This is a genomic window from Streptomyces sp. NPDC026092 (assembly GCF_040638605.1).
Lineage (GTDB): Bacteria > Actinomycetota > Actinomycetes > Streptomycetales > Streptomycetaceae > Streptomyces.
This window is the reverse complement of the sequence record NZ_JBEZYN010000005.1, coordinates 150,636-163,794: the sequence shown is the minus strand read 5'-3', so window position 1 is coordinate 163,794 and position 13,159 is coordinate 150,636. Positions and strand designations below refer to the sequence as shown.

10 protein-coding genes and 1 pseudogene are annotated in these 13,159 nt (G+C 72.4%); 8 read left to right on the top strand and 3 right to left on the bottom strand.

Features of this window, described 5'->3' with window-relative positions:
* The first annotated feature begins 42 nt into the window (after positions 1–42).
* Entirely contained in the window at positions 43–1,071 is a 1,029-nt protein-coding gene (locus AB0F56_RS10245; RefSeq protein ID WP_362006493.1) for a ComEA family DNA-binding protein, read from the top strand.
* The gene (locus AB0F56_RS10240; RefSeq protein WP_362006490.1) at positions 1,068–3,620 is read left to right on the top strand and encodes a ComEC/Rec2 family competence protein; all 2,553 of its coding nucleotides are present in this window, start codon (positions 1,068–1,070) and stop codon (positions 3,618–3,620) included. Before AB0F56_RS10245 ends, AB0F56_RS10240 begins: the two co-directional genes overlap by 4 nt.
* Positions 3,621–3,661: 41 nt before the next feature.
* On the opposite strand, the gene AB0F56_RS10235 is transcribed toward AB0F56_RS10240, so the two are convergent.
* A complete protein-coding gene (locus AB0F56_RS10235) occupies positions 3,662–4,147 on the bottom strand; it encodes a pyridoxamine 5'-phosphate oxidase family protein (protein ID WP_362006487.1) in 486 nt (161 codons plus the stop codon).
* Between the two features lie 116 nt (positions 4,148–4,263).
* On the opposite strand from AB0F56_RS10235, the gene AB0F56_RS10230 reads away from it, so the two are divergent.
* Complete coding sequence (locus AB0F56_RS10230; protein WP_362006485.1) at positions 4,264–5,064, top strand: arylamine N-acetyltransferase; 801 nt, start codon at positions 4,264–4,266, stop codon at positions 5,062–5,064.
* A 19-nt stretch (positions 5,065–5,083) separates the two neighbouring features.
* Positions 5,084–5,176: pseudogene (locus tag AB0F56_RS10225) on the top strand (YceI family protein); the annotation flags it as partial.
* Positions 5,177–5,224: 48 nt separating this feature from the next.
* Here AB0F56_RS10225 and AB0F56_RS10220 read toward each other — a convergent pair.
* A complete protein-coding gene (locus tag AB0F56_RS10220) occupies positions 5,225–5,467 on the bottom strand; it encodes a hypothetical protein (protein ID WP_362006482.1) in 243 nt (80 codons plus the stop codon).
* Between the two features lie 70 nt (positions 5,468–5,537).
* Here AB0F56_RS10220 and holA point away from each other — a divergent pair, with 70 nt between their 5' ends.
* Positions 5,538–6,524 (top strand): DNA polymerase III subunit delta, encoded by a 987-nt coding sequence (holA, locus tag AB0F56_RS10215; RefSeq protein ID WP_362006480.1) that lies wholly within the window; start codon positions 5,538–5,540, stop codon positions 6,522–6,524.
* A 773-nt stretch (positions 6,525–7,297) separates the two neighbouring features.
* Here holA and rpsT read toward each other — a convergent pair.
* Positions 7,298–7,564 carry a 30S ribosomal protein S20 gene (gene rpsT / locus AB0F56_RS10210; RefSeq protein WP_055643511.1) on the bottom strand — a complete coding sequence of 89 codons (267 nt, stop codon included), beginning with the start codon at positions 7,562–7,564 and terminating at the stop codon, positions 7,298–7,300.
* Between the two features lie 185 nt (positions 7,565–7,749).
* Here rpsT and lepA point away from each other — a divergent pair, with 185 nt between their 5' ends.
* The 3 genes from lepA to hemW all read left to right on the top strand — a co-directional run bounded on the left by lepA (position 7,750) and on the right by hemW (position 13,040).
* The gene (gene lepA, locus AB0F56_RS10205) at positions 7,750–9,621 is read left to right on the top strand and encodes a translation elongation factor 4 (RefSeq protein WP_362006477.1); all 1,872 of its coding nucleotides are present in this window, start codon (positions 7,750–7,752) and stop codon (positions 9,619–9,621) included.
* Between the two features lie 228 nt (positions 9,622–9,849).
* A complete protein-coding gene (locus AB0F56_RS10200) occupies positions 9,850–11,724 on the top strand; it encodes a long-chain fatty acid--CoA ligase (protein WP_362006474.1) in 1,875 nt (624 codons plus the stop codon).
* Between the two features lie 113 nt (positions 11,725–11,837).
* Positions 11,838–13,040, top strand: coding sequence for a radical SAM family heme chaperone HemW (gene hemW / locus AB0F56_RS10195; RefSeq protein WP_362006939.1), 1,203 nt, complete (start codon positions 11,838–11,840; stop codon positions 13,038–13,040).
* Positions 13,041–13,159 lie beyond the last annotated feature (119 nt).

Here is a 13,159-nt window from a genome sequence, read left to right as displayed (position 1 = left end):
GGGTCTCAGCGGATTCGGACGGATGTGCCTACCGTCCTGTCCATGGCCCTTCGCACACATCTCGCAACCCGTCCCTCCGTCGTCAACTCCACCCGCCCCACGGCTCGTCGTACGACCGGGGGCGCGGCCGGCGGTCCGGGCCGCGCTCCGGGATCGGACGGGCGCACGCGCGTCCGAGGGCGGGGCTCGCCTCCCGCGCGGGCCCGGGGAAGGCGCGCGGTCGCGGCGAACGGCGCGGCCGTACGACGCCGGGGCGAGGCGCTCTTCCCCGCCACCACCCGGCCTGCCGCGCCGACTCGATCCCCGGCGGAATGGGGAGAGCCCGAGGTGGTCGAACCACCCGGACCTCGGGAGGACCGGGCGGCTCCCGGACGGTGGGAGCGGCTGCGGACGGCGCTGAGCGAACGGTTGCCGGTGTGGGTGCAGACCCGGTGCGGCCTCGAACCGCGGACGCTGGCCGCGCTGGCCGTGGTCCTCGTCGTGGCCGCCGTATTCGCCGGGCGGTACTTCTGGACCGGCAGGCCGGAGGCGGTCAGGGCGCCGGAGATCGTGCATGCGGCGCCGCCGGCGGAGGCCGGGGTGTCTCCGGGCGCCTCGGCGGCGCCGACACCCGGGGCGTCGCCGTCGGGTGTGGTCGTCGACGTGAGCGGCAAGGTACGGCGGCCCGGGGTACTGACGCTGCCGGCCGGGTCGCGGGTCGCGGACGCCCTGCGGGCCGCCGGAGGAGCCCGGCCGGGGACGGACCTGACCGGCCTCAACCGCGCCCGGGTCCTGATGGACGGCGAACAGGTCGCGGTCGGGGTGACGCCGGCGGCGGTCGTGCGCGGTGCTCCGGGGGTGGGCGGGGGAGGCGCTGGAGCGGCGGCCGGATCGCGGGCGGCACCGCTGAGCCTGAACGCGGCGACGGTGGAGCAGCTCGACACCCTGCCCGGAGTGGGTCCGGTCCTTGCCCAGCACATCGTCGACCATCGTGCGGAGCACGGTGGATTCCGGTCGGTGGCCGAGCTGCGCGAGGTCAATGGCATCGGGGAACGCCGGTTCGCGGACCTCGCGCCGCTGGTACGGCCATGAACGCCCGCCAGGTGCCGGAGGAGCCCGCCCCGTCGTGGCGCGGCCGGCTGCTCGAAGAGGGGCCCACCGATCTTCGGCTCGTTCCGCCCGCGTTGGCGGCCTGGGGAGCGGCCGGGCTCGCGGTGGGGGTGGCCGGGTGGTGGGTGTGCGTGGGGGTGCTCGTCTGCCTGGCGGGGGCGGGGGTCTTGATGGTGGCGGTTCGCGTGCGGGCCGGTCGGGAGGGGGTCGGTCGGGAAAGGGCCGGTAGGGAGGTCGGTCGGGAGGGGGGCGGTCGGGAAGGGGGTGGGTGGTGGCTTCGGGGTACTGCGGGGGCGGCTGTGCTGCTCTGCGCGGCCGCCGGTGCCGCCGCGGGCGGGCTGCATGGAGCGGACCTGAGGCGGGGGCCCGTGCCCGGGCTCGCGGAGGAGTACGCCCGGGTGGGATCGGAGGTCACGGTCACCTCCGATCCCCGGCTCACCCGGCCCCGGATCCGGGGCGACAGGACGGCCCCGGTCTCCGTCGTCCTCAACGGCGAGGCGACCCTCGTCGAGGCGGCTAGCGGAGCCTCGCACCGGACCAGGACACCGGTCCTGGTGATCGTTCCGGCCGGGGAGGCCCAGCGGGAGTGGCTGCGGCTGCTGCCCTCGACCCGGCTGCGGCTCGTCGGACGGCTGGCACCCTCGATGCGCCCGGGGGACAGGTTCGCGGCGGCGCTGCGGGTCGACGGATCCGGACCGCCCCGGATCACCGGGCCGCCGAGCGGCGTGCAGCGCACGGCCGGGGAGCTGCGGGCGGGGCTGCGCCGAGCGACCGAGGACCTCGACGGTGACGCGCGGGCGCTGCTGCCCGGGCTCGTCGTCGGCGACACCTCGCGGATCGATCCGGAACTCGGCGACGCCTTCGAGGCCACGGACCTCGCTCACTTGCTGGCCGTGTCCGGATCCAACCTCACGGTTGTCCTGCTCCTGCTGATCGGGCGGCCGGGAGCGGCGATGCGGGTGGAGCGGGGTGGGCTCGCACCCCGGCTCGGCCTTTCGCTTCGGGCCACCGCGGTGATCGGGGGAGGCCTGACGCTCCTCTTCGTGGTCGTGTGCCGCCCGGATCCGAGTGTGCTGCGGGCGGCGGCCTGCGGCTCGGTCGCGCTGCTCGCCATCGGCACGGGGCGGCGCAGGTCGCTGATCCCCGCGCTGGCCGCCGCCGTGCTGTTGTTGGTGCTCTACGACCCGTGGCTGGCGCGGAGTTACGGATTCCTGCTCTCGGTCCTGGCCACCGGGGCTCTGCTCACGATCGCGCCGCGCTGGAGTGACGCGCTGCGGCGGCGCGGGGTGCCGGGCAGGCTCGCCGAGGCGCTGGCGGCGGCCCTGGCGGCTCAGGCGGTGTGCGCGCCCGTGGTGGCGGTGTTCGCCGCCCGGGTGAGCCTGGTCGCGATTCCCAGCAACCTGCTCGCCGAGGTGGCCGTGGCCCCGGCCACGGTGCTCGGCTTCGCCGCGCTCGCGCTCGCCCCGGTCTCGCTCCGGGCGGCGGAGCTGGTGGCGGAGGTCGCGGCCTGGCCCGCCGGGTGGATCGCCGGTGTGGCCCGGACGGGTGCCGCGCTGCCCGGCGCGGAGGCCGGCTGGCCCGGCGGCTGGTGGGGCGGGCTGCTCCTGGCCGGGCTCTTCGGCCTCGTGGTGCTCGGGGCGTGGAAGCTGCCGTACCGGCGGAGAGTGGCGGTCGGCTGTGTCGTCCTGCTGTTCCTCGCGGTGGTGCGACCGGCGCCGTTGACCCGGCTGGTCAGCGGCTGGCCGCCGCCGGGCTGGACGTTCGCGATGTGTCAGGTGGGGCAGGGCGACGCGACCGTGCTCGCGGCCGGCGGGGAAACGGCCGTCGTCGTGGACGCGGGGCCCGACCCGGCCCTGGTGGACCGCTGCCTGCACGATCTCGGTGTCCGGCGGATCCCGCTGCTTGTCCTGACCCACTTCCACGCGGACCATGTCGCCGGGCTTCCCGGGGTCCTGCGGGGCCGGTCGGTCGGGGCGATCCAGACGACGGGGCTGGAAGAGCCCCGGGGGCAGGTGGCGGCCGTACGGCGCGTGGCCCAGGCGGCGGGGGTGCCCGTCATCCGCGCGTCGCCGGGGGAGCGGAGACGGCTGGGGCCGCTGGAGTGGCAGGTGCTGTGGCCGGCGGGGGCGCCCGGGATGCCCGGGGCGGCGGGGCCGGAGGAGTCAGGGCCGAACGACGCCAGCGTCACCCTACTCGTCCGGACCCGGGAGGGACTGAGGCTGCTGCTCCTGGGAGACCTCGAACCACCGGCCCAGCAGGGCCTGTTGCGGGCCCACCCCGAGCTCGGCCCGGTGGACGTGCTCAAGGTCGCCCACCACGGTTCCGCCTACCAGGATCCCGGGCTGATACGGGCGGTCCGGCCACGGCTCGCGCTGGTGTCGGCCGGGCGGAACAACCCGTACGGCCATCCCGCGCCGGTGACGGTCGAGGCGTTGCGGGCCGGGGGAGCGGAGGTGCTCCGGACGGACCGGGACGGGGCGATCGCGGTCACGGGGGTGGGGCCGGCGCTGACGGCCGTGCCGAGTCTGTGAGGGCGGCCGCCAGCCCCGGCCCGCCCCGGGCGCTCCGGGCCTCAGGCCAGCCAGGCGCCGTCGCGCATCAGGACGCGGCCCTTGAGTTCGTGCTCCTCGTGCCAGGCTCGCACCGTCCTGGGGGTGACTCGGAGGTAGACCCAGTCGGTCGCGCCGCGTGGATCCCAGGAGAGCTTGGCCGCGAAGGCGTCCGCCGAGGGCGTCGGCAGGTCGGTGCCCTCCACTTTCTCGGCCGTGCCGTCGATGAGGACGACGTCGCGGGTGTGGCCGAGGCTGAGCCGGACCTCGCTCTGGGGGGTGAGGTTGCGGGCCGTGGGGTTGTTCCGCTTCGTGCAGAAGAGGAGCGTCCCCGCATCCGTCTCCGCACCCGCGTCCCAGAGGAACCACAGGGGTACCAGGCACGGTTCGCCGTCGGTGGAGGCGGTCGCGACCCAGATGTCCTCCTCCGTCGCGAGCCGGTCGAGGACGTCCTGCTTGCGCTGGGCGCGAGGGCGTGGGCTGGGGTGGGGCGGTTCATGATCGGCCATGGCTCGCACGGTAGTCGGGGCGGTACGGGTGCCGCCTCGGCCGACGGACCTCGGGCAACAGGCCTAGGTCCAGGGACTCATGGGCGGGCGGAGGGAGGGCCCGGCAGACTCGGTGCATGACCACTCACACCCAGCAGAACCCGGACGTCCCCGTCGAGGCGTACCTGCGGCGCATCGGAGCGGAGCGACCGGACCGCCCCGACGTGGCCGCCCTGCGCGACCTGCAACTGCGGCACTTGAAGACGGTCCCTTTCGAGAACCTGTCGATCCACCTCGGCGAGAACATCGTCCTTGAGGAGAAGGCATTGCTCGACAAGGTCGTCGGGGCGAGGAGGGGCGGGTTCTGCTACGAGATCAACGGGACGTTCGCCGCTCTCCTGCGGGAGCTCGGCTTCGGCGTCACGCTCCTGCAGGCGCGCGTGTTCGGCGAGGGCGGCCGGCTGGGCATTCCGTACGACCACATGGCGGTCCTGGTGGAGACGGAGACGGAAGGGCGGTGGCTCGCGGATGTCGGGTTCGGTGAGCACAGCCACTTCCCGCTGGCGCTGGACGAGCGGGGCGACCAGGCCGACCCCGCCGGCACGTTCCGTGTCGTGGAGACCGAGGACGGGGACCTGGACCTGCTGCGGAACGGCAAGCCGCAGTACCGGCTGGAGACTCGGCCGCGCGTGCTCGCCGACTTCACGGCGGGCGCCTGGTACCACCGCACCTCACCGGACTCGCACTTCCCCCGCTCCCTCGTCTGCACCCGGCTCACCGACGCGGGCCGGGTCACCCTCAGCGGCCACAAGCTCGTCACGCACGTGGACGGCGAGCGCAGCGAGCGGATGCTCGAAGGGGACGAGGAGGTGTGGGCGGCGTACCGGGACCTGTTCGGCATCGAGCTCGCGGAGCTGCCGAGCGATCCGCACGCGTAGATCGGACCTCGCGTGCTGCGACGCCGCGTCCATCGACACCGGTGTGCAGATGCGCGACGACCAGCTGCGCTCCAGCGACTTCCTGGACGTCGGCCGCCATACGACGATCGAGATCGATCTGGCGGGGAGCGGCGGGAGCTGAGCGTTGCGCTGGGGCCCTCTACGGGGCCTCCAGCCAGCCCTCGTACTCCGCCGCCAGTTCGTCCAGCGCCGACGAGTCGAGCCGGCCCTCCGGGTCCTCCACGACGACCAGCCACTGCGCGTCCTCGGCGTCGTCCTCGCCGGCCAGCGCGTCCCGTAGGAGCTGGGGCTCCTCGGCGACGCCGAAGCGGGCGGGGAGCTCCTCGGCCACCTCTTCGGCGGCGTCGCGGTCGGGCAGTACCAGTACGTGTCGTTCACTCACCGCGCCATTCTCGGGCATGGGGATCGGTGCCGGGGATCGGTGTCAGTGGCGCGTGGGATGCTGGTTCGCGATGGCCACCAGGAAGAATTCGAACGACGATCTCCTCGCCCCCGTCACGCTCGCCGTGGGCCAGGAGGACCTGCTCCTCGACCGCGCGGTCCAGGAGGTGGTGGCGGCTGCGCGAGCCGCCGACGCCGACACGGACGTACGCGACCTCAACTCCGAGCAGCTCCAGCCCGGGACGCTCGCGGAGCTGACGAGCCCGTCGCTCTTCGCCGAGCGCAAGGTGCTGGTCGTGCGGAACGCGCAGGACCTTTCCGCGGACACGATCAAGGACATCAAGGCGTATCTCGACGCGCCCATCGAAGAGATCACGCTCGTGCTGCTGCACGCGGGCGGAGCCAAGGGGAAAGGCCTCCTGGACGCGGCGCGGAAGGCGGGCGCGCGGGAGGTGGCCTGCCCGAAGACGACGAAGCCGGCAGAGCGGCTGACGTTCGTACGGCAGGAGTTCCGGGCGATCGGGCGGTCGGCCACGCCCGAGGCGTGCCAGGCGCTGGTGGACTCGATCGGCAGCGATCTGCGGGAGCTGGCGGCGGCGGTGTCGCAGCTGACGGCGGACGTGGAGGGGACGATCGACGAGACGGTCGTCGGGCGGTACTACACGGGGCGGGCGGAAGCGTCGTCGTTCAACGTGGCCGACCGTGCGGTGGAGGGGCGGGCGGCGGAGGCGCTGGAGGCGCTGCGCTGGTCGCTCTCGACCGGCGTCCCGCCGGTCCTGATCACCAGCGCGCTGGCGCAGGGCGTCCGGGCGATCGGCAAGCTGTCGTCGGCGCGGGGCGGGCGGCCGGCGGATCTGGCGCGGGAGCTGGGGATGCCGCCGTGGAAGATCGACCGCGTGCGGCAGCAGATGCGGGGCTGGACCCCGGACGGGGTGTCGCTGGCGCTGCGCGCGGTGGCGGAGGCGGACGCGGGCGTGAAGGGCGGGGGGGACGACCCGGAGTACGCGCTGGAGAAGGCGGTGGTCGCGGTGGCTCGGGCGGCGAGGTTGAGGCGGTAGCGGCGCGGGCCCGGGTACGGGTTCGGTCCGGGCGCGGGCCGGTTCGGTACCGGGCCGGGTACCGGGCCGGGCCGGTACCGCCGGGGCCGGGGGCTGTGCGGGTGCGGGTGCGTTGCGCCGGGGGCGGTTGATTCCCCCACCCCGCCCCTTCCCGAAACCCTGCCGGGGGCTGGTGGAGGTTGAGGTCCATCCGGGGCTTCGCCCCGGCCCCCGCCGGGACGCGGCAGCTTCGCGCCGCGGTGGGGCCTGGGGCTGCGCCCGGCCCCGGGAGGGGACGCGGCAGCTATGCGCCGCGGTGGGGCCCGCGTCCCGCCCCGGCCCCCGCCGGGACGCGGCGGCTTCGCGCTGCGGTGGTGCTTGGGGCTGCGCCCGGCCCAGGGACGGGACGCGGCAGCTTCGCGCCGCGGTGGGGCCCGCGTCCCTCCCTGCCCCGGGACGGGATGCGGCAGCTTCGCGCCGCGGTGGGGCCTGGGGCTGCGCCCCGGCCTCAGGAGGGTGGGCGGTGCCCCCGGTCCTGGGGAGCCGCCCCCAAGCACGTGGCGCCTCAGGAGGGTGGGCGGTGCCCCCCGGTCCTGGGGGGCCGTCCCCAAGGACGGGGTTCGGGTACGGCGAAGGCCCCGGTGTTCCTGGGGAAGGAACAGGCGGGGCCTTCGTCGTATGACTGGTGGGCTCGTGCACGCGTGGCGAACGCGTGTCGCGCGCGAGTCCGGGGTGCCGGGTGGGAGCGGGAGAGAGGGCCCGCTGGGTCCCGTCCGGCGTTACATCAGAGGGGCTCAGCCCTGCAGGGTGGCAACCTTGGTGGCCAGCGCCGACTTCTTGTTGGCGGCGGCGTTCTTGTGGATGACACCCTTCGAGACAGCCTTGTCGAGCGCGCGGGAGGCGGCGCGAGAAGCCACGACGGCCTTCTCGACGTCACCCGCGGCGACGGCCTCGCGGGCCTTGCGGATCGCGGTCTTGAGCGAGGACTTGACGGCCTTGTTGCGCAGGCGCGCCTTCTCGTTCGTCTTGTTCCGCTTGATCTGGGACTTGATGTTCGCCACGAAAAGAGCCTTTTCAGGTTCGGTGTTGTTTCTGAGGTGTGCCCCATCGCTGAGAGGGCGTACGAGACACAGCTGTCCACGTTATCAGGGCATAGAAGCTCTGCCCAAACCGAGCGGTGGCTCCCACTCGTGGGACGATGGAGCCTACGTATCCAACCGACCATCGCCCCGAGACGAGACCTTGCGTGCCCGCGACTCCTACCCACGTGCCTGAGCCGAGCCGTACCGACCCGGCGTTGATCCGCAATTTCTGCATCATCGCGCACATCGACCACGGCAAGTCCACACTCGCCGACCGGATGCTCCAGCTGACCGGTGTGGTCGACCAGCGGCAGATGCGCGCCCAGTACCTCGACCGGATGGACATCGAGCGCGAGCGCGGCATCACGATCAAGTCCCAGGCGGTGCGTCTTCCCTGGGCGCCCACCGAGGGCGAGGGCCAGGGGAAGACCCACATCCTCAACATGATCGACACCCCCGGGCACGTCGACTTCACCTATGAGGTCTCGCGGTCCCTGGCGGCCTGCGAGGGCACGATCCTGCTCGTCGACGCGGCCCAGGGCATCGAGGCGCAGACCCTCGCGAACCTGTACCTCGCGATGGAGAACGACCTCACCATCGTTCCCGTACTGAACAAGATCGACCTGCCCGCCGCGCAGCCGGAGAAGTTCTCCGAGGAGCTCGCCAACCTCATCGGCTGCCAGCCCGAGGACGTGCTCAAGGTCTCCGCGAAGACCGGTGTCGGTGTCGACGCGCTGCTCGACCGGGTCGTCCGGGACGTTCCCGCCCCGGTCGGCGTCGCCGACGCGCCCGCCCGCGCGATGATCTTCGACTCCGTGTACGACTCGTACCGCGGTGTCGTGACCTATGTGCGAGTGGTCGACGGGCAGCTCAACAAGCGCGAGCGCATCAAGATGATGTCGACCGGCGCCACCCACGAGCTGCTCGAGATCGGTGTCTCCTCGCCGGAGATGACCCCGTCCGACGGTCTCGGCGTCGGCGAGGTGGGCTACCTCATCACCGGTGTGAAGGACGTCCGCCAGTCCAAGGTCGGTGACACGATCACCTCCCTGAACAAGGGCGCCACCGAGGCCCTCGGCGGTTACAAGGACCCCAAGCCGATGGTCTTCTCGGGTCTCTACCCGCTGGACGGCTCGGAGTACCCGGACCTCCGCGAGGCCCTCGACAAGCTGCAGCTCAACGACGCCGCGCTGGTCTACGAGCCGGAGACCTCCGCCGCGCTCGGCTTCGGCTTCCGCGTCGGCTTCCTGGGTCTGCTCCACCTCGACGTGATCCGTGAGCGGCTCGAGCGCGAGTTCGGGCTCGACCTGATCGCCACCGCCCCCAACGTGGTCTACCGCGTGGTCATGGAGGACGGCAGCGAGCACACGGTCACCAACCCGAGCGAGTTCCCCGAAGGCAAGATCAACGACGTCTTCGAGCCCGTCGTGCGCGCCACGATCCTCGCCCCCAGCGAGTTCATCGGCGCGATCATGGAGCTGTGCCAGACGCGTCGCGGCACCCTGATCGGCATGGACTACCTCTCCGAGGACCGGGTCGAGATCCGCTACACCCTGCCCCTGGCCGAGATCGTCTTCGACTTCTTCGACCAGCTGAAGTCCAAGACGCGCGGTTACGCCTCCCTCGACTACGAGCCCACCGGCGAGCAGGCGTCCAGCCTGGTCAAGGTCGACATCCTGCTGCACGGCGACAAGGTCGACGCCTTCTCCGCCGTCACCCACAAGGACGCCGCGTACGCGTACGGTGTGCGGCTCGTCGCCAAGCTGCGCGAGCTCATCCCGCGGCAGGCCTTCGAGGTGCCCATCCAGGCCGCGATCGGCTCCCGGGTGATCGCCCGCGAGACCATCCGCGCCATCCGCAAGGACGTCCTCGCCAAGTGCTACGGCGGTGACATCTCCCGTAAGCGGAAGCTGCTGGAGAAGCAGAAGGAAGGCAAGAAGCGGATGAAGATGGTCGGCTCCGTGGAGGTCCCGCAGGAGGCCTTCATCGCCGTCCTGTCGAGCGACGACTCCGCCGGCGGCAAGAGCAAGAAGTGATCGGCTGTTTAGCTGACTGATACATCGAACGGGTCTCCGCGCGGACAGTGCGGGGGCCCGTTCGGCGTTCGTTCTGTTATCAACCGGGTATGAAGAGTCGGCCGCCAGGCTCTTACGCGTCGGACTTCGGCCATCTACTCTGATCCCCGAATCGAAGGTTACTCGCCAGTTAGATACGCACCGCCAGATCGCACCACCCGCAGGCACCGCCGCCGCCCGGAGGACGTCGTGAGCGACACACAGACCTTGATCGAGAACCGGCCGCCCTCCGTGGCGACCCTCTTCCTTGAGCGCGTCGAGCGGACTCCTGATGCGGAGGCCTATCGCTATCCGGTTCCGGCGGTTTCCGGCCAGGGTCCGGACGAGTGGAAGTCGCTCAGCTGGGGGCAGGCCGCCGAGCGGGTCTTCGCCATCGCCGCAGGTCTGATCGACCTGGGGGTGCAGGCGGAGGAGCGCGTCGCCCTGGCCTCCTCCACCCGGGTGGAGTGGATCCTCTCCGACCTCGGCGTGATGTGCGCGGGAGCCGCCGTCACCACGATCTACCCGCAGACCAACGCCGAGGAGTCGGCGTTCATCCTCTCCGACTCCGAGTCCAAGGTGCTGATCGCGGAGGACGCGGCGCAGGTCGCCAAGGCCCGCGAGACCCGCGCCGACCTGCCCGGCCTCCACCACGTCGTCGTCATCGACCCGACGGGCGTCGAGAGCGACGACTGGGTCCTCTCCCTCGCCGAACTGGAGAAGCGCGGCCAGGCGTACCTGGAGCGGCACGCCGACGCCGTCAAGGAGCGCGTCTCGGCCATCACCTCCACGCAGCTCGCCACCCTCATCTACACCTCCGGCACCACCGGCCGGCCCAAGGGCGTCCGCCTCCCGCACGACAACTGGTCGTACATGGCCAAGGCCATCGCCGCGACCGGCCTGGTCACGCAGGACGACGTCCAGTACCTCTGGCTGCCGCTCGCGCACGTCTTCGGCAAGGTGCTCACCTCCGGGCAGATCGAGGTCGGCCACGTCACCGCCGTCGATGGCCGCATCGACAAGATCATCGTGAACCTGCCGGTGGTCCAGCCGACCTACATGGCCGCCGTGCCCCGGATCTTCGAGAAGGTCTACAACGGCGTCGCCGCCAAGGCGCGCGAGGGCGGCCCCGCCAAGTACAAGATCTTCCAGTGGGCGGCGGGCGTGGCCCGCGAGTACGCCAAGGTCACCCAGGACAACTTCCGCCGTACCGGCACGGCCTCCGCGCCCTTCGGCCTGGAGGCGAAGCACAAGGTCGCCGACGCGCTGGTCTACAAGAAGCTCCGCGAGGCCTTCGGCGGCCGGCTGCGCGCCGCCGTCTCCGGCTCCGTCGCGCTGGCGCCCGAGATCGGCTACTTCTTCTCCGGCGCGGGCATCCACATCCTGGAGGGCTACGGCCTGACGGAGTCCAGCGCCGCGTCCTTCGTCAACCCGGGCGAGGCGTACCGCACCGGCACCGTCGGCAAGCCGCTGCCCGGCACCGAGGTCCGGATCGCCGACGACGGCGAGATCCTGCTGCGCAGCCCCGGCATCATGGAGGGCTACCACGGCCTGCCCGAGAAGACCGCCGAGGTGCTCGAGGCGGACGGCTGGTTCCACACGGGCGACATCGGTGAGCTGTCCGCCGACGGCTACCTGCGGATCACCGACCGCAAGAAGGACCTGTTCAAGACCTCGGGAGGCAAGTACATCGCGCCGACCGAGATCGAGGGCCAGTTCAAGGCCGTCTGCCCGTTCGTCTCGAACATCGTCGTCCTGGGCGCCGACCGGAACTACTGCTCCGCGCTCATCGCCCTCGACGAGCCCGCCATCCTCGGCTGGGCCGCCGAGCACGACCTCGCGGGCAAGTCGTACGCGGAGGTCGTCGCCGCCCGGCAGACGCAGGAGATGGTCCAGGGGTACGTGGACCGGCTCAACGAGGGCGTGCAGCGGTGGCAGACGATCAAGAAGTTCCGGCTGCTGCCGCGCGACCTCGACGTCGAGCACGGTGAGCTGACGCCGTCGCTGAAGATGAAGCGGCCGGTGGTGGAGCGGACGTACAAGGACCTGATCGAGGAGATGTACGCGGGGGCGCGGGAGGCGTAGCCCTTCCGGGGCCCCTGGGCCGGCCCTCGTGGGGTTATCCACAGGGCGGTCGGCTTCGTCGGGCGGTACGGGACAATGGGCTCATGCCTTCCGTACTGCCCGATGGTGAGCCCATGCCCGAGGACGGGGCGCTTCCCGCACACGCCCTGGAAGGGGCCGGGGAGCGGCCGCTCGGGTTCTATCTGCATGTGCCGTACTGCGCGACGCGGTGCGGCTACTGCGACTTCAACACGTACACCGCGAGCGAGCTGCGCGGTGCCGGCGGCGTGCTCGCCTCCCGGGACAACTACGCGGGGCAGGTCGTCGAGGAGATACGCCTCGCCCGGAAGGTGCTCGGTGACGACCCGCGCCCTGTGCGGACCGTCTTCGTCGGCGGGGGTACGCCCACGCTGCTCGCCGCCGGGGATCTCGTACGGATGCTGGGGGCGATCCGGGACGAGTTCGGGCTCGCGGACGACGCCGAGGTCACGACGGAGGCGAACCCGGAGTCGGTGGACCCGGCGTACCTGGAGGAGCTGAGGGCCGGTGGCTTCAACCGGGTGTCCTTCGGCATGCAGAGCGCCCGCCAGCACGTCCTGAAGGTCCTCGACCGGACGCACACGCCGGGCCGGCCCGAGGCGTGCGTCGCCGAGGCGCGGGCAGCGGGCTTCGAGCACGTGAACCTGGACCTCATCTACGGGACGCCCGGGGAGTCCGACGACGACTGGCGGGCGTCGCTGGAGGCGGCGATCGGGGCGGGCCCCGACCATGTCAGCGCGTACGCGCTGATCGTCGAGGAGGGGACGCAGCTGGCGCGGCGGATCCGGCGGGGCGAGGTGCCGATGACGGACGACGACGTGCATGCGGACCGGTACCTGATAGCCGACTCCGTCTTCGCGGAGGCCGGCTTCGACTGGTACGAGGTCTCGAACTGGGCCACGTCCGAGGCCGGGCGGTGCCTGCACAACGAGCTGTACTGGCGGGGCGCCGACTGGTGGGGCGCGGGGCCGGGGGCGCACTCGCACGTGGGCGGTGTCCGGTGGTGGAACGTGAAGCATCCGGGGGCGTATGCGGCGGCGCTGTCCTCCGGTAGGTCGCCGGGTGCGGGCCGGGAGGTCCTGTCGGCGGAGGACCGGCGGGTGGAGCGTGTCCTTCTGGAGCTACGGCTCCGGGAGGGGTGCCCGCTGGAGCTCCTGCGTCCGGACGGACTGGCCGCGTCTCGCAAGGCCCTGGAGGACGGGCTCCTCGACGCCGGGGCGTACGGGGAGGGGCGCGCGGTCCTGACCCTGCGGGGCCGCCTGCTGGCCGACGCGGTCGTCCGCGACCTGGTCGACTAGGCCGCCGGCCCCGGGGCGGGGCTGCGGGGCCTTTCGAGCGCGCCCACCCCGTGCGAGGGGCCTGAGCAGGCACCGCCCCGTGGGTTGTGCCCACCCTCCCCCTAGGACTTCGTCCTGGG

What these genes read in the sequence shown, in the direction of transcription:
- holA (WP_362006480.1), top strand. Translation starts at nt 5,538, where the DNA reads ATGGCCACCAGGAAGAATTCGAACGACGATCTCCTCGCCCCCGTCACG.
- AB0F56_RS10235 (WP_362006487.1), bottom strand. Translation starts at nt 4,147, where the DNA reads ATGGCCGATCATGAACCGCCCCACCCCAGCCCACGCCCTCGCGCCCAG.
- hemW (WP_362006939.1), top strand. Translation starts at nt 11,838, where the DNA reads ATGCCCGAGGACGGGGCGCTTCCCGCACACGCCCTGGAAGGGGCCGGG.
- AB0F56_RS10245 (WP_362006493.1), top strand. Translation starts at nt 43, where the DNA reads ATGGCCCTTCGCACACATCTCGCAACCCGTCCCTCCGTCGTCAACTCC.
- AB0F56_RS10230 (WP_362006485.1), top strand. Translation starts at nt 4,264, where the DNA reads ATGACCACTCACACCCAGCAGAACCCGGACGTCCCCGTCGAGGCGTAC.
- AB0F56_RS10240 (WP_362006490.1), top strand. Translation starts at nt 1,068, where the DNA reads ATGAACGCCCGCCAGGTGCCGGAGGAGCCCGCCCCGTCGTGGCGCGGC.